The organism is Aliidiomarina soli (genome assembly GCF_003986975.1).
In the GTDB taxonomy this organism is placed as follows: domain Bacteria; phylum Pseudomonadota; class Gammaproteobacteria; order Enterobacterales; family Alteromonadaceae; genus Aliidiomarina; species Aliidiomarina soli.
The window spans coordinates 712,877-733,190 of record NZ_PIPO01000001.1; the positions used below are offsets into that span (position 1 = coordinate 712,877).

At 50.6% G+C, this 20,314-nt stretch carries 24 protein-coding genes and 1 tRNA gene; 11 read left to right on the forward strand and 14 right to left on the reverse strand.

Features of this window, described 5'->3' with window-relative positions:
• The first annotated feature begins 144 nt into the window (after positions 1-144).
• Positions 145-357 carry a CPXCG motif-containing cysteine-rich protein gene (locus CWE14_RS03470; protein WP_126798080.1) on the forward strand — a complete coding sequence of 71 codons (213 nt, stop codon included), beginning with the start codon at positions 145-147 and terminating at the stop codon, positions 355-357.
• A 15-nt stretch (positions 358-372) separates the two neighbouring features.
• Here CWE14_RS03470 and CWE14_RS03475 read toward each other — a convergent pair whose 3' ends face one another.
• Positions 373-999, reverse strand: coding sequence for a riboflavin synthase subunit alpha (locus tag CWE14_RS03475; RefSeq protein WP_126798081.1), 627 nt, complete (start codon positions 997-999; stop codon positions 373-375).
• Between CWE14_RS03475 and CWE14_RS03480 the strand changes: the two genes are divergently transcribed.
• Positions 998-2,104, forward strand: a complete 1,107-nt coding sequence (locus CWE14_RS03480) for a DUF3080 family protein (protein WP_126798082.1) — start codon at positions 998-1,000, stop codon at positions 2,102-2,104. The two genes, CWE14_RS03475 and CWE14_RS03480, sit on opposite strands and share 2 nt — an antisense overlap.
• Here CWE14_RS03480 and glsA read toward each other — a convergent pair.
• Complete coding sequence (gene glsA / locus CWE14_RS03485) at positions 2,101-3,045, reverse strand: glutaminase A (protein ID WP_126798083.1); 945 nt, start codon at positions 3,043-3,045, stop codon at positions 2,101-2,103. The two genes, CWE14_RS03480 and glsA, sit on opposite strands and share 4 nt — an antisense overlap.
• Before the next feature lie 171 nt (positions 3,046-3,216).
• Between glsA and CWE14_RS03490 the strand changes: the two genes are divergently transcribed.
• Positions 3,217-3,293 (forward strand) — tRNA-Val (locus tag CWE14_RS03490).
• Between the two features lie 514 nt (positions 3,294-3,807).
• Here the strand turns inward: CWE14_RS03490 and CWE14_RS14865 are convergent.
• The 4 genes from CWE14_RS14865 to CWE14_RS03510 form a co-directional block, all read right to left on the reverse strand.
• Positions 3,808-4,242 carry a GFA family protein gene (locus CWE14_RS14865; protein WP_126798084.1) on the reverse strand — a complete coding sequence of 145 codons (435 nt, stop codon included), beginning with the start codon at positions 4,240-4,242 and terminating at the stop codon, positions 3,808-3,810.
• Positions 4,243-4,277: 35 nt separating this feature from the next.
• A complete protein-coding gene (locus CWE14_RS03500) occupies positions 4,278-4,685 on the reverse strand; it encodes a GFA family protein (RefSeq protein ID WP_126798085.1) in 408 nt (135 codons plus the stop codon).
• An 87-nt stretch (positions 4,686-4,772) separates the two neighbouring features.
• Positions 4,773-4,967 carry a hypothetical protein gene (locus tag CWE14_RS03505; protein ID WP_420837092.1) on the reverse strand — a complete coding sequence of 65 codons (195 nt, stop codon included), beginning with the start codon at positions 4,965-4,967 and terminating at the stop codon, positions 4,773-4,775.
• Between the two features lie 55 nt (positions 4,968-5,022).
• On the reverse strand, positions 5,023-5,622 hold the full coding sequence (locus CWE14_RS03510; protein ID WP_126798086.1) for a pentapeptide repeat-containing protein: 600 nt from the start codon (positions 5,620-5,622) through the stop codon (positions 5,023-5,025).
• 309 nt (positions 5,623-5,931) lie between these two features.
• Here CWE14_RS03510 and CWE14_RS03515 point away from each other — a divergent pair, with 309 nt between their 5' ends.
• From CWE14_RS03515 to CWE14_RS03540, 6 genes are read left to right on the forward strand one after another with little or no spacing between them, the layout of a single operon-like run.
• Entirely contained in the window at positions 5,932-7,200 is a 1,269-nt protein-coding gene (locus tag CWE14_RS03515) for an efflux RND transporter periplasmic adaptor subunit (RefSeq protein ID WP_126798087.1), read from the forward strand.
• Between the two features lie 15 nt (positions 7,201-7,215).
• Entirely contained in the window at positions 7,216-7,914 is a 699-nt protein-coding gene (locus tag CWE14_RS03520; protein ID WP_126798088.1) for an ABC transporter ATP-binding protein, read from the forward strand.
• Between the two features lie 10 nt (positions 7,915-7,924).
• Positions 7,925-9,220: an ABC transporter permease gene (locus CWE14_RS03525; RefSeq protein ID WP_126798089.1), complete on the forward strand. Its 1,296-nt coding sequence runs from the start codon at positions 7,925-7,927 to the stop codon at positions 9,218-9,220.
• A 5-nt stretch (positions 9,221-9,225) separates the two neighbouring features.
• On the forward strand, positions 9,226-10,419 hold the full coding sequence (locus tag CWE14_RS03530; protein WP_126798090.1) for an ABC transporter permease: 1,194 nt from the start codon (positions 9,226-9,228) through the stop codon (positions 10,417-10,419).
• 3 nt (positions 10,420-10,422) lie between these two features.
• Positions 10,423-11,748: a sigma-54-dependent transcriptional regulator gene (locus CWE14_RS03535; RefSeq protein WP_126798091.1), complete on the forward strand. Its 1,326-nt coding sequence runs from the start codon at positions 10,423-10,425 to the stop codon at positions 11,746-11,748.
• Positions 11,672-13,042, forward strand: coding sequence for a sensor histidine kinase (locus CWE14_RS03540; RefSeq protein WP_241972304.1), 1,371 nt, complete (start codon positions 11,672-11,674; stop codon positions 13,040-13,042). The genes CWE14_RS03535 and CWE14_RS03540 overlap by 77 nt, the downstream gene beginning before the upstream one ends.
• Positions 13,043-13,057: 15 nt before the next feature.
• Here CWE14_RS03540 and CWE14_RS03545 read toward each other — a convergent pair whose 3' ends face one another.
• The 5 genes from CWE14_RS03545 to CWE14_RS03565 all read right to left on the reverse strand — a co-directional run bounded on the left by CWE14_RS03545 (position 13,058) and on the right by CWE14_RS03565 (position 15,815).
• Positions 13,058-13,573 (reverse strand): hypothetical protein, encoded by a 516-nt coding sequence (locus CWE14_RS03545; protein ID WP_126798092.1) that lies wholly within the window; start codon positions 13,571-13,573, stop codon positions 13,058-13,060.
• Between the two features lie 297 nt (positions 13,574-13,870).
• Positions 13,871-14,185, reverse strand: a complete 315-nt coding sequence (locus CWE14_RS03550) for a hypothetical protein (protein ID WP_126798093.1) — start codon at positions 14,183-14,185, stop codon at positions 13,871-13,873.
• A gap of 125 nt (positions 14,186-14,310) precedes the next feature.
• On the reverse strand, positions 14,311-14,925 hold the full coding sequence (locus CWE14_RS03555) for a hypothetical protein (protein ID WP_126798094.1): 615 nt from the start codon (positions 14,923-14,925) through the stop codon (positions 14,311-14,313).
• 21 nt (positions 14,926-14,946) lie between these two features.
• Entirely contained in the window at positions 14,947-15,405 is a 459-nt protein-coding gene (locus CWE14_RS03560; protein ID WP_126798095.1) for an SRPBCC domain-containing protein, read from the reverse strand.
• 98 nt (positions 15,406-15,503) lie between these two features.
• Positions 15,504-15,815: a hypothetical protein gene (locus CWE14_RS03565; protein WP_126798096.1), complete on the reverse strand. Its 312-nt coding sequence runs from the start codon at positions 15,813-15,815 to the stop codon at positions 15,504-15,506.
• Positions 15,816-16,284: 469 nt separating this feature from the next.
• On the opposite strand from CWE14_RS03565, the gene CWE14_RS03570 reads away from it, so the two are divergent.
• Entirely contained in the window at positions 16,285-17,370 is a 1,086-nt protein-coding gene (locus tag CWE14_RS03570; RefSeq protein WP_126798097.1) for a serine hydrolase domain-containing protein, read from the forward strand.
• 160 nt (positions 17,371-17,530) lie between these two features.
• Here the strand turns inward: CWE14_RS03570 and CWE14_RS03575 are convergent, their stop codons facing one another.
• The gene (locus CWE14_RS03575; RefSeq protein ID WP_126798098.1) at positions 17,531-18,040 is read right to left on the reverse strand and encodes a Gar/GrdA family gentamicin resistance ATP-binding protein; all 510 of its coding nucleotides are present in this window, start codon (positions 18,038-18,040) and stop codon (positions 17,531-17,533) included.
• A gap of 108 nt (positions 18,041-18,148) precedes the next feature.
• Complete coding sequence (locus CWE14_RS03580) at positions 18,149-18,895, reverse strand: SDR family oxidoreductase (RefSeq protein ID WP_241972305.1); 747 nt, start codon at positions 18,893-18,895, stop codon at positions 18,149-18,151.
• A gap of 99 nt (positions 18,896-18,994) precedes the next feature.
• Between CWE14_RS03580 and CWE14_RS03585 the strand changes: the two genes are divergently transcribed.
• The gene (locus CWE14_RS03585) at positions 18,995-19,903 is read left to right on the forward strand and encodes an AraC family transcriptional regulator (RefSeq protein WP_126798099.1); all 909 of its coding nucleotides are present in this window, start codon (positions 18,995-18,997) and stop codon (positions 19,901-19,903) included.
• A gap of 22 nt (positions 19,904-19,925) precedes the next feature.
• On the opposite strand, the gene CWE14_RS03590 is transcribed toward CWE14_RS03585, so the two are convergent.
• Complete coding sequence (locus CWE14_RS03590; RefSeq protein ID WP_241972306.1) at positions 19,926-20,309, reverse strand: GNAT family N-acetyltransferase; 384 nt, start codon at positions 20,307-20,309, stop codon at positions 19,926-19,928.
• Between the last annotated feature and the right edge of the window lie 5 nt (positions 20,310-20,314).

Genomic DNA, 20,314 nt, shown 5'->3' on the forward strand with positions numbered 1-20,314 from the left:
TGTTTGCTTGTCGGCAGAGTCTTGCTGGCATAGTTGTGCTGGGCATAGCAGCGGGCAAAATCTCGCCTGCTTGCTACACTTATTTACCAAGCCAAGCTATCCGAACCCGGGCAGCAGACAACAAAAGGGCAACCGAGGCGCGCCATGGCAGCAACTACGCAGTTAAAAGACGCAATTTTACACTGTCCACATTGTGGACATAATGTTCATCTCGATATCGATATTAGTGAGGAAGAACAGGACTATCAGGACGAATGCGCGGCTTGTGGCGGTGATATCCACATCCGCATGCACCGTGACATCGGCGACGGTAAACTGCATGTCAGTGTCGACGCCGATGACGAACAATATTATTGAGTGTCAGATGCCTGTTTAGCCAGCCATTTGTTTGGCCAAAACGCGCTTCACGGTTTCAACAGTGGTGATAGTCTGCTGATCCGCTTCAATGTTTAAGCTGTCACCAACCTGAACCCGGCCCAGCGTAGTGACCGACAAGGTTTCCGGAATCAGATGCAACCAAAAGCCATTTTCGTCGGTTTCGCCGACCGTTAAACTGGCCCCATCCACCGCAACAAAACCTTTCGCCAGAATATACTCCATCCATTTTACCGGCACCTCGAGTCGCATACTGCAATTGTTGGCGCTGTCATTACGCTCAGTCACAGTGGCGACGCAATGCACATGGCCCGACACAATATGGCCACCCAGCTCACGACCTACGGTCAACGAGCGTTCAAAATTAACCGTATCAGCCTGCTGCAAACGGCCGAGGTTGGTTAACCGCAAGGTTTCGTCAATCACATCGAACTCAGCAAACCCCTGTTCGCCTTGCTCTTCGAAGCGGGTCACTGTTAAACAACAGCCATTAATTGCAATACTAGCGCCCACTTCCAGGTTTTGCAGATGCAAGGGGTTGACGGCCAGGCGTAAATGGCGAAACTGGTTCTTATCTTCGATGGCGTCAACACGCGCCTGAGTCTGGACAATACCGGTGAACATGCAGCAACCTCAGTCAGTAAAATTGACCACAAGTGTACTCAGTTTAGCCAGGCTGGGAAAGTCCATTGTCATTGCCAGTCTGCTCGCACTGGCGGCCTGCTCAGGTGGCAGTGACAGCGAACGGCTGTGGCAAAACTACCACCAGGCGTTGAGTGACAGTCTCGGTGAACAACCCGTCCGCATCCAGCCGACGCCGCTACCTGTGATGCCGCGAGCAGACGCATTGCGCCTTGAAATTGAGCGTTTCAGTGTCGGTCTGCTCGACACCTTGCGCCTCGACCATTGCCGACTAAGCCAACTGATTGCGCAGCGTAACAGTGCGTTGGGTATCGCGCAGTCACCACAAGCCAGGCTGCGCTATGAATTAGACAGTCTTAAAGCAATTGACGAGTGCCTGCAAAATGCACAAAGTGCAGCTGACAACGACCCGCGTATCCATAGCATGCTGACCGAGGCCCGTGCGCACAAGGTAGAAAACCTGCCACTTTATATCGACCAGCTACTCACCCGTGGCGACAGCTTTCGTCAGGCGTTACGCGCCCATTCTGCCGGTCATGCCAGCGACGATAGTTCTGATTTAAAGACTACCTTAGCCGCGCTTGAGTACCTGCAACAGCTTTTCACTCAGGCGATGGCAGGCGACTTCGGCCTATTGGACCTAGAACCCTACAACCAACACTTACGGACCTTAGCGCAATCAGACGCGCTTCCACGGCAATGGCGAACCATGCAACAAACCGAAGCCTGGCTGCGCTCTATTAATCAACAGCTTGCCGGCGCCGCCGACCAGCTTGAGTGCATCTCAGCCAGTGCTTCTGGCTTCCCCGCCCAAGCGCAACGCCTGCAAACGCTCATGCAGACTGTTTATCTCGGTCAGGTTGAGCCGCAATTGACACGCTGGAACGCAGACCAACAACTGATTGCCACACAGCTCAAGAAGTTAAGCGCATTCAGTGTTCAGGCTGAGTGGCAGCAGTATATTAATCAGCTTATTGGCAGTGACAGCCATGGTGAACAGGTTCGTGTGCTAACAGTTGAGCACAACCGACTGTGGCAGCATCTACGCGCTCAATGTCAGCTCACCACAGATCCACCGGATAATTAGGCAGGACGGGAAAAAACACCCAGTTGCCAGCGTTGAGAGAGCTTTTTCAAAATCCGGACCCCGGCAATGCTATTACCACTCTCATCCAGTGCCGGGCCAATAGTAGCCAGCCCCATCCGGCCCGGAGCCACCGCCATAATGCAGCCGGAAATCCCGCTTTTCGACGGCATTCCCACCTCCAGGGCGTACTGACCAGATGCCTGATACATGCCGGTGGTAAACATCAGGGTTAATACGGTTTGCACGGTGCGCTCGGAAACCAGTTGCTCGCCGCTTTTCAAATCACGCCCGTAATTGGCAAACACCGCGGCAATCCGCGCCAGATCCATGCAGTTCATTTCAATCGAGGTCTGCTTAAAATACGGCGTCAGCTTGTCCTCTTCGCGCCCCTGCAGCACCCCGTGGCTGCGCATTATATAGAACAGCCCCCGGTTGAGGTCCTTGTCTTCCTCTTCGTACATTGTGTGGTTGTAATCAATGCTATCGTTGTCTGCCAGACGACGAACAAAATCAAGAATACGGGCAAAGCGCTCGGTGCCATTCTGGCCATGGATCATGGCCGTGGTCGCAATGGCACCGGCATTGATCATCGGGTTCGACGGAATACCATGAATGCCCTCTTCTATTGCAGCCGCCGAATTAAACGCATCACCACGCGGCTCCTGACCAATATGACGAAAGAACTCATCATGACCGACATCTTCCAGTGCCAGCGCCAGAGTCAGCGCTTTTGAGGTGCTTTCAAGGGGAAAACGAACCCTGTCATTCGAGCCACAGCAGGTTTTGCCATCCAGCCCCACCGCACAGACCCCAAACAACTCTTGCTCATTGCTATCACTCACGCCGAACGTAGTTACCCGCTCCCCCTGATGATCAATGGCTTTTTCTTCCTCAACCACCTGCTCCATAAACGCGGAAATATCCTCATTAATCTTTTGCACTGGCAGCTACTCCACAGTTGTAAACCAACTCCCAGTGTAGCCGAGCTATCGCGGCGCACCGCTCAGCTTTTGTGCAAACAGTTCAGACAACAGGAAAAAGTACTTGCACCACCAGGCCCAACTCACTATTATTAGCGCCGTCTTCAACGCAGCAACGCTGTCGAAGCATTTGCGTCCTTAGCTCAGTTGGTTAGAGCGCTGCCTTGACATGGCAGAGGTCGGTAGTTCGAGTCTACTAGGACGCACCAAATACTGAAAAACCCCGTTACGCGAGTAACGGGGTTTTTTGTTTGTGTGGTGTTTGATTTTTAAGGGCGCTATGACCTATATGGCATGTACCGCTAACCTCTTGCTGCTCAAGTTTGTTTATAGAGCCGGCCAACACGGCGAATATGATAGGTTTAGTCTGTGATCGCATACTAACTTTACTCCTTTAAAGTGTGGCAACAGGTCACATCCCTGTTGATGGCGAAGTTATATGCCCCTTAACCAAGCTGCTTCAGGGAGTTGAAAAGCGCGGTGCCCTGCTCCATTCGTTCACGGCTTATCTCCCCGCGCTCAAATGCAACCTCAAAAGAGGCGAGCTGCGTTACAGGGGAGCCTGATTGCTTGTTCTTAGTCAGTAGCAACATGCAAGTTCTGCTCCATTATTCCCGGTTACAAAGTCTGCACAGTATGCACAGTTCAAGGTACTTAAGGGTTGCTGCACTTCTATCATCTCATCGTTGCTAACTCTAACCGACTCCCAAGAAATCAGGGCGCTTATCGGCTTGTCCGCTGCAATGCGTTGTTAAGTGCTTGCAGACTATCGGGTCCAGCATCTAGTCGAATGCAGCTACCTGATTCAGACTCCCAAGTAGCCGATGATGATAGGTGAAGATGAACTGCTACTTCGGATCTCGTTGTTTCATCAAGTAAGCCAGCAGGAATCCATACTAAATCAGTATTTCTCAATTTATTGGGTACTGAACTACCACAATGCGAGCAGAAATCATTCCGATACCCTGTTGGCTTTTGAAATGAACTGATTTTAGATAGACCTGTAACCCACTGAAAGCGCTCCTGAGTTACAAATGTAGCCGCATTAGCCGCTGCTCCCGTGGTTTTGCGGCATAGCGAGCAATGACATTGATATAAATTCGGCAGTTCCCCGTCGATCGCAAATTTCACTGCTCCGCAAAGACACTCTCCCTTCATAGGGTATTCCTTAATTAACGTGTTGGTGTGATGACCTATGGTTGCGTATCATAGGTCATCACACCCTCCGGTATTTGTACCCAGTCTTGTTTTTCACACACCCACACGTGAATGGTTGGGTTTATATCGCTTGTATCTGAAAGCGTGGATGGCTTTAACATAAGATGCTGAGGATTGCCTGGGTTGTAATGGTATATGTGGTTAGCGCACACCGGACAGAACTTGGCTGAGCTTGTATTCCCGCTCGCAGCAACCCTGCTCCATTCATTCATTTCACCACTTATATCAATGGCATCTGAATCTACCATTGCAGTAATGCTAAAAGCACTCGTCGAGAGCTTTTGGCATTGCTTGCAGTGGCACGCGGCTACCGCAATCGGGGGTTTAGCAAGTTTGTAGGTAACTTGCCCGCATTGGCATGAGCCAGTAATGGGATATTTCATTGGTAGTAAACCTCTATTTATTGGCTATGCTACGTATTTTGGCGGCCTAAGCGCCAAGCAATGGATGGTGTTTCAGGCTATGGTATTTCAATGCCATTTGCAGGCAATGGGCGCAGTGCCACCTTTTACCAGGTAGCTGGCCTCGCCCCACTTAAGCGTTTCCTCAACTGCGCCCAAATTATTCTCTTCCGCAACAGCAAAAATGAGACGACGGACGGCATCCAGCTGCGTTTGCGCTTCAGCGGGGTATGTCGAAAATTTGGTTTGTATTTCAGGCTTCACGGAACCTCCAGTTCACGGCACATAATGTTTAACTATCCCTAGTGGCATTCGGCTATTAATCAACCAACTCAATGCCTAAGCTTTCTAACAGGCTCAACGCCTCATACCGTGAAAACTTGGCCTTTTTGACATTATTTTCCAGTACATCAATTGTGTACGCCGTTGATTCGCTAAAATCGACTGCCTGTAAATTTGTTCCCATGAATAAACTATGACTGAAGTCACTATAAGTCATGGTTGAACCTACAAAGTTACCGCCACGAAAATCAACATCATGCAACTTGCACTCGTCAAAAACCAGTTCATTTAAGGTCAGCCCAAAAAAAGACGAGTCATTCAAAATACAACGCTTAAAACTTAACTCAAAATCTGAGTGATAAACTGGCCAGGTTGCTTTCGTCCAGTCAACACCAACTAACTTGCTATCTTCAAATTGAAGCTCAAATAAGTTTGAATTTGAGAAATCGACCAAGCTTAAATTACAGCGTTCAAATGTGCAGTTTATAAATTTACATTTTTGAAATTTAGACGCTGAGAAATCACAGTCGGAGAACTGGCAATCCTCAAACTCGATGCCGTTGTAATGTCCATCAGGTAAAGAAAGCTTCTCAAACGCAAGGTCGAAATAGTGCTCGTTATTTTTCAAATCTGTCATCGTATTCTCTGCAGAGCCTAACGTTTATATAGTGCGCCAGCACAGATTGTCAGCGCGGAAGGTACTGTCTGCCCATGTCTGCTATTGATGGCAAATTAACTCTATGCAACTGACCTTACTAAAGTTATTCCGGTGCCGCAACTGCGCGGTGTCCGCACATTTTCAACGGACACTGTGAGTGTCCGCGGACACCCTGCCGCCGCCTCAAAATGCTCTAAACCCCTTTAAAATCAACAAGGTGAAACCTGGCATCAAAGGTGCAATACAAGGCTATTAAGCATACGTATCGAATCGTCAGGACAAGCACACATGATCCAAGGCACCAGCCAGCAAGACCATATTATCCAGCGCCAAGCGAAGAGTGCGCTGCGTCGGTTCTTCCCAAGTATTGCCATCGTCAGCACCTTGATTGTGTTGGCGGTGGTCCTTTTTCAATCGTTTGGAGAAGGTGCCAGTTTGGTACTGCCGCGGAATCAGATGCAGTTCGCTACGGTACAACGAGGAGATCTGGTTCGGGATATCTCGGTGCAGGGCCGAATTGTCGCTGCCAACGCCCCTACCCTTTACAGTCAGGAAATTGGTCAGGTGCAGCTGTTCAAGCAGCCCGGTGAAGCGGTGACTGAGGGCGATCTGATAGCCACCATTACCAGCCCGGCTCTACAAAATGACCTACAGCAGCAAGAAGCAGTTCTGGCCGGCATGCAAAGCGATGCTGAACGAGCGGAGCTGGAAGCGCGCTATCAGCAGCTGGATATGGAACAGGTGATGAATACGGCGCAAATCAATCTGCTGGCTGCCCGCCGCGAATTGCAGCGCGCCCGTCAATCGATTGAGTTCGGTGTCATCCGCCAGCTTGATTTCGATATCGCCGAGGACAACCTGACCACGTCCGAACTCGAGTTTGACCATGCCAAACGCAAGGTGGAACTGGCGCGCGATATGCTGAATTTTGAGCAAAGCTCGCGCGCTCAGTCCATTCACCGCCAGCAACTGATAGTGGACGAACTACAGCGCAAAGTCATTGCACTCAACATTACCGCGCCAGTGACTGGTCAGTTGGGCAACTGGCTGGTTGAACAGCAAAGCCATGTGTTGCCAGGCCAACCACTGCTGACAGTGATTGATTTGAGCCAGTATGAAGCAGAACTTGCAGTACCTGAAAGCTACGCCCGTGATCTGATGGCAGGCCAACAAGTCGAAGTGCAGCTTGGAAGCCAGCAGCTGCGCGGTGCAATTAGTTACATTGCGCCGGAAGTGCGCAATAGCCAGGTGAGCGCCCGCGTGCGTTTCACTGAGGCTGACAGCAGCCAGTTGCGGCAGAGTCAGCGCCTGACAGCACGCGTTATCTTAGAGCATAAAGCAGACGTGCTGAAAATAGCCCGCGGTGACTTTGTCAGCTCAGGCGGTGGTCGCCAGGCTTACCAGGTTATCGACAACCAGGCGGTGCGTAAGCAGGTGCAACTTGGCGCACTGTCGGTGCAGTGGGTCGAAATACTCGACGGCGCCACCGAGGGTGAGCAATGGGTGATTTCAAACCTAAGCGATTTTAAAGACCAAAACCGGGTCAATCTTAATTAACACAGGGACCAAGCAATGATTACGCTAACAAACTTAAGCAAAATTTTTCGCACTGAACTGATTGAAACCCATGCGTTGCGCGACGTCACTCTGCAGGTCAACGAAGGTGAATTTGCCGCCCTGACCGGCCCTTCGGGCTCCGGCAAATCAACGCTGCTGAATATTCTTGGCACGCTGGAAAGCTTTGACAGCGGTGACTACCTGCTCGACGGTAAGTCCATAAAAGGGTTATCAGATGCGGCGCTGTCACAGCTGCGCAACGAAAAAATCGGCTTTATCTTTCAAAGCTTTAACTTAATTAAAGACTTCAGTATTTACGACAATATCGAGCTGCCATTGCGCTATCGCGGGTTAAAAGCAGCGGAGCGCAAGCAACGTATTGAGCAGGCGTTAGAGCTAGTCGGCCTGCATGCACGGCGTGACTATCTGCCCGCTCAGCTGTCCGGCGGACAGCAACAGCGAGTCGCGATTGCCCGTGCAATTGCAGGTCGGCCGCGCATCCTATTAGCGGATGAGCCCACTGGTAACCTCGACTCCTTAATGGCGCGCCAGGTGATGGAATTGCTCGAACAGATCAATCAGCAAGGCTGTACCATTTTAATGGTTACCCACGACCCTGATCAGGCTCGTCGCGCTGGGCGCAATATTCAAATCATCGACGGTCAGCTGCATGACAGCACCATGTATGAACCACTGGCAACGCAAAGCGCATAAGGGACAGCCCATGGAACAGTTTATTTATTACCTTAAAGTGAGCCTGCTGAGCATTAAACGGGCCCCACTGCCCTATGCCCTAACGGTTTTCATTCTCAGCGTGGGCCTGGGGGTGTTCTTTGCCAATGCCACCTTTTACTATCAACTGAACTCTGACCCTTTGCCGGGTAAAAGTGACAAGCTGTTTTTCCCGATGACGCTGACCCCATACGATTGTAATGACTGTCGCCCGCCCAGAATTCTGAGCTACAGCAATGTGCAAAAGCTGGCCGCAAGTGATATTCCGTCAGCTCAGGCTGCCATGTACAGCTCCGATGGCTATGCGCGCCTGACCATAGATCAGCCGCCCACACCAGTGGTCATTCGTATTACCCAGCGCGACTTCTTTCAGATGTTTGACGTTCCGCTGCTACATGGTTCAGTGTGGCCGGACGACAATGGTCATCATCAAGTCATACTAAGCAGACCGATGGCGTTGAAACTATTTGGCCGTACCGCGGTAGTCGGTGAATCATTACTGTTGGACGACAGAAACTTCCGTATTATCGGGGTGTTGGACGAATGGCAAATGTTGCCGCGCTTGTATGACGCCAATGGCCGCAACCACCTGACGGCTAACGAAGATATTTTTCTACCGCTGGAAACAGGATACGACCTCAATTACCTGTCGAAGACCAACTCACAAACCTTTGATGACACTGATTATCGCCAGTTAGCCACGGAGGGTCGTGTTGGCGCCCTGCACCAGCTGCAATACTGGGTGCAGCTTGATACGGCGGCACAACAAGAGGACTATCAGCAGTATATGCAGAGCCTGGCCGAAGACGAGAAGGCGGCTGGACGCCATCCGGCCCCGATCAATAACCAGTTAGTGCCGATGCTCGGAATCGTTGATTACTTTGGTGACGACCCCGGTGATATCAAAGCCTTTGCGCTGGTGACCCTGCTGTTCCTGGTGGTGTGTCTGTTCAATGCCAGCCACCTCGCACTCAACCGTTACCTGAGTAACCAATATGAATTCAGTCTGCGCCGGGCGTTGGGGGCTAGCCGGAGTCAGTTGCAATTACAAATGCTGGCCGATGTGCTGCTGATGACGGTGTTCTCCCTTCTCGGGGCGCTTTTCATTGGCTATGCAGGCGTCTCATTAATGAACGCGCTGCTGCCTCAAAATAGCCTGTTCTCAACCTGGGATCTGACCTTAATCACAGCGCTCATACTGGCTGCGTTCACTTGTAGCTATCTGGTGACTTTGTATCCGTCACTGCGTGCCTCGTTTGGTTCGCTGAACCAGCAACTGAAGGAATAACCACCATGTCATTATCGCTACTGCTTAAAGTGATGCTCAATCGCAAAATTGTCACCATCTTACTGTTGCTACAACTGGCGATCACCCTTGCGCTGTTGCTAAACAGCGTGCTGCTGGCGCAGCAAACTCACCAGCAACTGAACCAGCCGACTGGTCTTGAACTGGAAGACACGTTACTGGTGCAGCTAAAACCAACGACACCGCAACTTCGCATGTATCCTTTACTGGAAGATTTACTGCAGCGACAGGTTAGGGCCTTGCAAAATATTCCGGGCGTTATCGCCGCGGCCTATAGTAACCAGGCCGTGATCACCCAGGGCGGTAACAACGGCAATATTTACGATGTCGATAACGAGGACAGAACCAATATTAGCAGTGTGCCAATGTATTTTGTTTCACCAGACTTTTTCAAAGTACTCAATGTGAACGTCGTGCAGGGCGAATTACCGCAGCTATCAAGCTACCTGGATGGCGATACTCAGCCCGGTGTGATACTCACCCAGCGCCTGACTGAGCGATTATTTCCCGGCGAGTCAGTCGTCGGCCGCCAACTGAATCGAGGTCCGGTTAGCGCTGTGATTAGTGATTTTTATGGTCAACGCAGTGCCGAGGACGTCATGTATAACAGCATTCAGGTCGCCCCACCTTACGCTGTAGACTGGGGCTACGCCTTGATGCTGCGCACCGCACCGGGTCAAGCTGGAGCGGTCCGCGAACAGTTAACGACGGTGTTGCAAACAGTCGAACCAAACATCGAAATCTACTACATTCGCAGTCTCGCGGAGCAACAGCGTCAGCTATATCGCAATGAATACGGTTTAGCCAGCCTGCTCACCATCCTGACCGCACTGATGCTCCTGGTCACCATGATATCGAGCTACAGCAGTGCCCATTTTCATGTCTTGAAGCGGCAACAGGAAATAGGTGTTAAACGTGCATTAGGTGCCAGCAAGCGGCTGATTTTTATCGAGCTACTAAGTGAAAGCTGGTTGTGCACGCTGATCGGTGCATTCCTTGGTATCGGTTGCGCGCTGATATTAAATCAGGCTCTGGCGCAGGTGATTAGCATACCATCGCTCAACTGGTGGTTACCGCTGATAACCAGTGCGATTTTGTTATTCTCTGTCACCCTGGCCACATGGTATCCTGCTACCATTGCTACCCGGGTGTCTCCCGCCACTGCCACTAAAGCCTTGTAACCCATGCTAAAGATATTGGTTATTGATGACAATTCGTCCATTTGCCAGGCCCTGCAAACGCTGTTTTCGCTGCAGGGCTACCAGGTCTGCTGCGCGACGACACCAGAACAGGCATGGCAACTGTTAAACGAACAGCCTGTCGACTTGATCCTGCAGGATATGAATTTCTCGGCGGGTGAAATGCAAGGGGATCAGGGCAGAGTCTTGTTTTACCAACTGCGTAAGCACTACCCAGCCTTGCCGATTGTGCTGATGACCGCCTGGACCCAGCTGGATATGGTGGTTGAACTGGTCAAGGCCGGGGCGACCGATTACATCGCCAAGCCATGGGACGACCAGCGTTTACTACTCACAGTCGCCAATGCGCTAAAGCTGAAACAGCTGAGCGAACAACAAGCACGCCGAGACGAAGAGCAACAAGCCGCCTTTGCTGGTAAAGATCTCTGTGGTTTGGTCTTCGCCAGCAGTCAGATGCAGCAACTGATGCAAATGACGCTACAACTGGCACCAGCCAATGCTGCGGTGCTTATCACCGGCCCCAATGGCGCCGGCAAAGAAGGCATCGCCAATGTCTTGCACGCCAACTCCCCGCGCAAAGACAAGCCTTTTATCAAGGTGAACATGGGTGCCCTGCCAGCCGATTTAATGGAGGCTGAACTCTTTGGCGCGGAAGCTGGTGCCTACAGTGGTGCCAACAAAACCCGCATCGGGCGCTTTGAAGCCGCCGACGGAGGTAGCTTATTCCTCGATGAAATCGGTAATTTGTCGTTATCGGGTCAGGCCAAACTGCTGCGCGTGCTACAAACCGGTGAATACGAACGTTTAGGTTCCAGTACCACCCGCCGCGTCGATGTGCGCCTGATTAGTGCCACCAATACCGATTTAACTGACGCCATCGCCCAGGGGCAGTTTCGCCAGGACTTGTACTATCGGGTCAATGTAGTGCAACTCGCCCTACCCGCTTTGGCCGAGCGACCTGATGATATTTTGCCACTGGCACGGTATTTTCTCGGCGGTAAGAAAAGCCTGGCGGCTGAGGCCGAGCGACGCCTGCTGAGCTATCAATGGCCTGGCAATGTGCGCGAACTGCAGAATGTTTGCCAGCGGGCTCTGCTACTTAGCAGTGGCAATGATATTGAAGAGGCTGACTTAGGACTCCCCGATAGCGCAATCGCGGGAAAACGCGTATTGGACGATATTGACCGCGCTTCTATCGATCAAGCCTTATTGCAGGCTGGCGGAGTGATTTCACGTGCAGCGAAACAGCTTGGTATCAGTCGCCAGGCACTTTATCGGCGTATGGAGTTTTACGGTATTGAAACGCCTTAGTTCATTGTCCTTCCGGTTCAGGCTGAGCACCAGCCATCGGCTCAACCTGCTCTGTCTTCTGTTGACGCTGCTGGCATTAGGCGTGCAATTCGCTTATCTCGAAAAGGCGCCACATATCAGCGCGATTATTTGCGCCGGTGGGCTTCTCCTTGCTCTGTTTCTGCGCTGGATGCTGCGGCCTTTGATGACAGAGATACACGCCCTTAACCTGCATGCACAGAACCTGCAGGACGGCAGTTTTAATACCAGTGCCAATCAGCTCAATATACATGAACTTGGCAGCCTGGCGGAGAGCCTGCAAAGTATGTCCGCTCAGCTGCGGGCGGAGCGCGCAAGCTTGTATCAGCGCGAACTGCTGTTAGACACAGTCCTGCAAAGTAGTCCACTGGCATTAGTACTGACCGACGCCAGCGACACGGTACTCATGAGCAACCCGGCCGCGCGCCAGCTATTGACTGCAAGCAACCCGATTGATGGCAGTAAGTTAACTGCGGCAGCGTCAAAGGTGGAGGTTCTGGCTGAAGCCATAGGCAGTAGACAACAGGGGTTGCTGCGTTTGCCCGACCAGAGTGTCTGGCACTTGTCGGTTAATCAATTCAAACTGAATCACAATCAACACTGGCTCTATTTACTAAAGCCTCTGACCCGCGAGATCCAACGGGAAGAACTCACTGCCTGGAAGAAACTGTTGCGGGTGATTGGTCACGAGCTGAATAATTCGTTGGCGCCGCTGTCGTCGTTAGCCTATTCAGGGCAGCAAAGGGCTCAGCAGTTACAACAAAGCGAACTGACCGGTCTGTTTGAAACTATCAGTGCGCGCGCGACTGATATTAACCAATTTGTGCAGGCGTATATTCACTTTGCCAAACTCCCCCCACCGCAACTGGCCACCGTGAACTGGCCTAGGTTAATCAATCAGTTACAGAATTTATATGATTTCGAATTGCGCGGTGATTTACCGCAACGCGCCTGGCAGGCAGATCCCAGTCAACTCCATCAGGTGTTGTTGAATTTACTGAAAAATGCTCATGAAAGTGGTTCACAACCAGAGCTGATTTACCTTGAAATTACCGAGCGCGGACAGCAACTCGAGATCACCATACAGGATGGCGGCGGTGGAATGAGTGAACAGCAGCTTCAACACGCCCTGATCCCATTCTATAGTACGAAGGCGACGGGATCTGGTATCGGCTTAACGCTCTGTCGTGACATCATTGAAGCACATGGCGGGCGCATCAACCTGCGCAATCAACCGTGCGGGCTAGAAGTTACACTGCTGCTACCACAACCTTAACGACAGCCGCTGCATTTACTGCAGAAACTTTTGTTCGTCCTCAATCATGCAGGCTTGCACACTTGTCGGGCGATTGCTTTTATCAATGACCCAGCACTCCTCATAAATTGAGCAATAGCACAGCTCAATCGTAATTGAGGTGTCTGCGGTTGCAAGTGCATCGGCGCTTTCTCCCTGATAGGCAACTGGCTTAACGCTGTTTTGCGGCGATAATGTACGTGTGCTGATATGAGACTGAATGATATCTTCGAAAGGTTCGATCTCGTGCCATGCTTTTACATATTTTTCGCCGTCATGGACTTTTGCGTACTTGATTATTGCAGGCCCCGTACCGTTGTTACTGACCCCGTAACTAAATGAATCACCGCTAAAGCTTCTGAATATTTCCAGTCTTGGCCAAACCGAGGCTCTTGAATATTCGCGGTCAACGTAGGCTGAATAGATTGACGTAAACGCTGTCACTAACCCGATTAACAGAGCAGATAAAGCCACTATCATCTCAGGATTTTTATACCACTTGCGGTAAGTCATTTTTTATTATTCCTTGTTTATATTCGCAAGTGCGAAACCGGTTGGATTGCCGAGGCTTCTCTGCTGGGTGGGTTCGTCCCATAAAAAACCGAACACGTCAGCATCGCTCTGGCACTACGCCGAATATCCATGGCGCACCGCTATGTTATTGACTTTACTAAAATTAACTCACACTCGCAACTGAAAAATCAGGCCGTTTTCCTGGCGATAATCTGCAATACGTGAAGCTATTTGAGAGGCAGATTCAGACATATAAACGTCCCGAGGAACGACTGTCCGAAAGGAATGAACTTAATTTTAAGTGTTTGGCTTCGCATGGACTTGCACCGCTTCACCATAAATTATCCAGCCGCTTGAACCACCTTCTTGAATTTTTATTGCCATAAAGTCTTTACCGTACCGTATGCGCTGCACGTCGTATTTGGCATGGGCTTCTACTTCAAATACCACACTGCACCCTGCTTGATTGGAATAGCCACACTCCCAATCATTGTATGCAGGCACCGGTGCAGTTATCTCCACAACCTTGGTCCGATCGGTAGCGATGTCCATGAGCCATACACCCACAACAACCAACGAAAATATGAGTACCAAACCTAGACTAATTTTCATAACAACACATAACACAAAGCTAAGCGGCGCCCTGACAAGGGCTTCCTGTGGAGGCCCGAAGGACCGATACGAATCTGAAAAGACTCTTCGATGGTCATAATCAAGGACTGCATCTTTAGCGCCTATTATGCCCCAGCATACCAGACCCCTTGTCTTGCCTGATTAACATAGTCTGCATACCATTGACCGAAACTACCAATCTTAACCTGTTGTTTTTCCACAATATCTGCGATATAGACTTCATGTTTCTCGTCTAGACATAAGAATCGATCATCAAGCTTGGCGAATGGCACGAAAGAGGGATTAACTTCCTGAACATGCCGCAAGAGTCTGCCCATGTAGGTCCATTTTCTATCCAGCCATTCTACTAATGCGTTATAGACATACCCACCATTCTTTGCCATCTTCTCTAAATCAGTTGGATAGATAAAGCCATCAGGAAGCTCATCTATACTATATAAAGAAAATGCCCGTGTCTTATTACTATAAAGAGAGAGTATTTCTTCATTAATACGAGCGGTATCCGCAGTACCTTTTACGCTATTAAGAATACCTATGATTTTCTTAGACTCCCCCTTCTTGCAGCCACAAAGATCCATCAACCAATCATTTGGAACATCACATTCCATAATCAAAGAATCTGCCCACGCAATCACATCCTGATCGGATACTAGATCATTCAATAAGCCATAGAGATAAGCTTCAGCCTTGCATTTAGATTCGTTCATAATTTCACGCATAGCTTCGCCTACTGCACTTGGTTAGGCACGTTTATCGAATACGATTGTTTCTGCTCTTGTCTTGAGGGCTTGATTCATTTCTTCGAATCCACGTTTGCTATCACGCTCCAGAGTAGCACGCAGCGGCCCAACGAGAAGGCCACTAAACCTTTCGCTCTGTTCGAAGCGGACTTTAGTGTCTGATAACTTCTCGATAATAAAACAATGTTCCCCGTCAAATATGCCCGGGACGATTAACCGCCCGAGCCAGCGGAGCTCGCGCCCTGGCTCTGAAGCAAGAACCTTGGGAGAAAAACGCATTGGCTTAGCTCCACTAGGCTGAATCGTAATTTGGAGTCTCTCCCCTTTGATTGGCTGCCCAACGGCAGACTTAATAAAAGGGTTCCACTCGGGGTAGGAGTTAAAATCGGATAAAACACTCCACACTTGCTCAGCCGACGCGTCAATCTCAACTTCCGTTCGAATAATATGTTTGCCCATCATCTTTCCTTTCAGTTGGTGCCTAACGCAGCCAACACGCGCGGCTTTGTAGTGAAGGCGAAGCTGCAACCGAAAAGCTGTCGCTGTGCTTGGCCTTGTTAAGCGGTTTCATTTAATGACCCCGGAGGCCATCGAGCTAGTGTTCTGGCTATAGCTTCAGCAATTTGCATTGCTGACGGAGCTTCACACTCGAACCATTCGCCAAACGAAACCGCGACTTTTTGATATTCGGTTTCGTTGAGTTTGGCCAAAATCGTTGGTGTTACATCATCACCAAGTATTCTCCAGATAGCCTCACAGCACTCCTGAGGTGACGCATCGAGGAATGGAACGGGAGGAGAGACCAAATTTCCGAATTCCTCCCCCATTGCGACTTCGAAATCTGTTCTTAAGCTCTGATCGTCTGACATAGGTAATTTTGACGCTTAACAGTTGTATAGTGTGCCAGCACGCTTTCACAGGCTGCTATTTCAGCCAAGCGCAGAGTCAGGTCATTGAAATAGCTAGAGGATCTTACTGAGGAGGCTCTTTCCCTTGAAAAACAATCTAAGCATGCTCGTGTTGCTTTGGCGCTATGCCTGATATCCCTGGCTACGTTTTCTTATCTCATTGACCTTACAAGACTTAATTTATCCAGGCAAGAATAAATGCGCAGCGTATTAGGTAATCCATAAGTCTTGAGGTGCATTCATCTCCTCGTGCAGCACGCGGACAGTAAGGACTTCGGCTTCAAGCTTTTGATAAACCACGGCGTGACGCTCAGCTTGACCACTACAAGCAGTAGTGCCGATGGAAGGATAAGAACATCTACAGAACAGGTGTTGCTTTATCTAAATAGGTGGTTTACGTTTTCTATACTCAAATTAGGAGTGTCATTTTATGCGCTTACGCCATCTCACCTGCCTGTGCCCCTTAGTGCTTATTGCTTGTGTTCAGCCAGTTTCAACCCCATCAGATTCATCGCATCCACAAGCTAGCGTCCAAGCATCCAATGTCAATTTTGAGTCACTGCGTGAGACGATAGATAATAGTGACTTTTCCGGTGTGGCGGCAATCGCAGAGAACGGCGAACTGCTCTTTGTTTCGGCTCACGGCATGCAAGATCGTGCACAAGGGATCCCGAACACCGTGGACACCAGGTTCGCGCTGGCATCAACCTCGAAGGTGATTACGGCCATCGCGATCATGCAGCTGGTCGAACAGGGAGAGGTAGCGCTCGATGAGCCGATCGGTCGCTTCTTTCCCGACTATCCAAACCGTTTGGTTCGAGAGCAAGTGACGGTAAGGCATCTTCTCAAAATGCGGTCTGGCCTCGGCGACATCTTCGATCTGGATCACGATCCGAACACGAATCCTTTGACCAATCACGCGGACTACGTACGGCTTTTTGAACACGAGCCCTTGGCATTCACGCCCGGCGACGACTTCGCATATAGCAATGCTGGCTATATTTTGCTGGGACGAATTATCGAACTGGCGAGCGATCAGGACTTTTACACGTATGTAGCTGACAATATCTTTCAGCCTGCAGGTATGATGCAGACCGGGTACGATGATGAAATGAGGCTCGGGCCGAGAATGGCCGTGGGTTATCGCGCCGAGGGCTTCGATGGCATTCCCGAACGAGTTGAGGAGATAGAAGGCCGCTCGCTCGTTCCAAATATCAACCCGCTTACCCCCCGCGGAACCGCAGCCGGAGGAGGCTATTCAACTGTTGGCGACTTTGCCAAACTCGACCTAGCGCTTCGGACCAACAGCCTCATCTCAGAGGACTCCTTTTCGACTATTTTTGGGAAAGGCTTTGCGCTTGGAGAGAGAAATGCTGGTATTGCTGGCGGTGCTCCGGGCACAAGCACCCGCTTTCTCATGAGGCCCGATGGTCGAGCGATAATCGTTTTTGGAAACAAGGATCTTCCAAGTGCGCCCACTATCGCAAATGTCATCGCGGAGCAGCTGGAGCTCTAACCGTAAGTAATCTTGTGTTTTGGGGATTTAGCACCGTCATAGCCATAGGAGCACTCATATTAGTGCAATACCGGGCAATTTGGAGCACAGCGGAAAATTGCTCCGCATGCTTGCGTTTGTTATACGCTGTGCCTGATATCCCTGGCTACCTTTTCTTATCTTATTGACATAGTCCGAGTTGAGCTAGCATCGCGTTAACCAGCACCAATGGCGACGCCGAGACATCAAAAGGTTCACCTAAATCAACGCCAGTACCGCGTTTTAGCATCTCACGCTCTTCAGCCACTGTGTGTAATTCGAAATCTATCTCGTCCACAGCGCGACCACTTGCTCGGCGATTAATCCGTTTAAGATTTTCCTCGGTTGGAAGCGTCAGAAGGAAACAACGGAAATCAGCGTCATAACTGGCTAACCGACGACGTAGATCATCAATCTGTTCTTGCGAAGTCCAAATATGGGCAATAACAAAGTGCTGGTATCCCAACTTCCGATAATGGGGTACCAAAAGAGAAAGCGTTGAATGCAGATGCTCAAGCCCGTCGGTTGGCTCTGGATTGGCGGCGACCAATGAGTCACCGTCGAGCATGACACACTGATCGATGCTTTCCATCAGGGCGTCTGCAAGTGTTGTCTTTCCAATACCAAGAGGCCCATTGAGGAGAATGATCATGCGATATATTCCGGGACGAGGGTTATATTTTCTATCTTATTGACCTTACAAAACTCAATTTAGCCAGGCAAGCAAAAATGCGCGCCATAGAGCGCGCATTTCGCGGTGTTACTTTTTGTCTGCCAGCGCGACGGCGTCGGCTCCGGCAGGAAAATGCAGTTGGTCGGACACATCGTTGGCAGCGCGCCAAACCACGTCGGCCACGTCGGTTGCCTGGGTGACTGCGCTTAGCGTCGACATGCCGCTAAACACGGCCTGCGCAAACGGCTCGTAAGCCTCTGGAATAAGCCCCTGCATACGCTCCTGCCCATTCGCTGTAAAACTGGTCGAAGGCCCGTAACCAGGTTCCACCAGTTTGACCCGGATACCCAGAAACTTCAGCTCGTGCTCCAGCGATTCGGTAAAGCCCTCGATTGCTGTCTTGCTGGCGGTATAACCCGCTACCAACGGAAACGGCGCCAGAGTTGTACTGGAGGTGACATTCACGATAGTGCCTGCCCCGTTGCTACGAAACTGCGGAATGACCGCCTGACACATGTTCATCACGCCAAAGGTGTTGGTTTCGAACACCTCGCGCACCGTGCTCATGGGCGTCGCCTCAAACGCACCGAACAGACCAATGCCTGCGTTGTTGACCAGCACGTCGATCGGCCCGCTGTCGCTCAAAGCCCGGGCGATGCTGTCGGGCTGGGTAACATCCAGCGCGAGCACCTTAAGGTTAGCGGATTGCGGCAAAACGTTGTTAGCAGGATTACGCATGGTGGCGATGACATTCCAGCCCCGGGCTAGAAAATAGCGTGCAGTTTCTAAACCGTAGCCAGACGAGCAGCCAGTGATAAGTACTGTTTTCATCATTTACTCCGTTCATAGTGGTTGACCTGGAGTGAACTATAATTCAGCCTTTAAGAACTTTTACTAACTTAAAGTCCATATAATTTTAGAGATAGTCCATACATGTTTGACCCTTTATCCGAAGTCGTTAAATTCCTTCAGCCTCAGGCCTTGTTAGCCAACATTATTAGTGGTCGTGGCGACTGGGCTGTTCGCTACTCGGAATTCGGACTACCCAGTTTCTGCATTATGCTCGAAGGCAGCTGCCTGCTAACGGTGGATGGCTATGAACCGATCACCATCAGTGCGGGCGACTTCATCCTGCTGCCCACAACACCGGGCTTTACGATCTCAAGCTTCACCCCGGCACCGCCAGTGCTCCTGGACCCTAACGCTGTGGCAGGACGAAAAGACGAACTACGTTACGGTGAGCAAAGCGGCGCGGCTGATATGCGCTCATTGGGAGGGTCATTTAAGTTTGATTGCGCCAATCCGGATTTATTGGTGGGTATGTTGCCGGGCGTGATCCACGTACAAGGCTCAAGCAGGCTGTTGCAGCTGGTGCAGTTGGTAGCAGAAGAAACCGCCAACGACCAACCCGGCAGCGACTACATGCTCTCACGGCTGGCAGAAATACTATTGATCGAAGCAATGCGAGCAACCACATCCGACAGCGCACCACCCGGCCTGTTGCGGGGTCTCGGTGATAAGCGTCTGGCACGGGCACTGCAGGCCATTCACGCCGATGTTGCGCACCCATGGACGGTCGTTCAGCTAGCCAGACTCGCGGCCCTCTCCCGCTCTGCATTCTTTCAACGTTTTACCAGCACCCTCGGCATGACGCCAATGGACTATGTCGTCAGCTGGCGTATGGAGCTGGCAAAGGCCCTGCTGCAACAAGGGGACCTACCAATCGCTGAAATCGCCCACTTGGTAGGCTACGGCTCGTCGAGCACCTTCAGTGTCGCGTTCAAGAAGCGGCTCGGCCAGACACCAAGCCAGTATGCCGGCGCGTCTATTGCTGCGAAGTGAATGCTCTCGCTAATTGACTGGTTCAGTTGAACTCCATCACCAACTCGAGGTGGCCTGTATGCGGGTCCTTTCGTTCCAATACTTCGCGAAAGCCACAGTGTTTATAAAATGCCACGGTCCTTTGATTCTCTTTATAAACATTCAATGTTATATGCTGACGAAGCGATTTGACCTTTGCTATCAGCTTCTGGCCTATCCCCTCGCCCTGGCAACCAGGAGCCACGAAAATAGCCGCCAACGTATCATCGTGCAATGAGAAGAAACCTTTCACTTCATTGTCCGATTCATACACATAAGTTTCCGAGTTCGGTATATAAATACTTCTCATATCATCCAGTCTGGATTCCCAGAACGCACGCTCAACAAAGTCATGCGCCTTAACCGAGGATTCAAGCCAGATACTCAAAACAC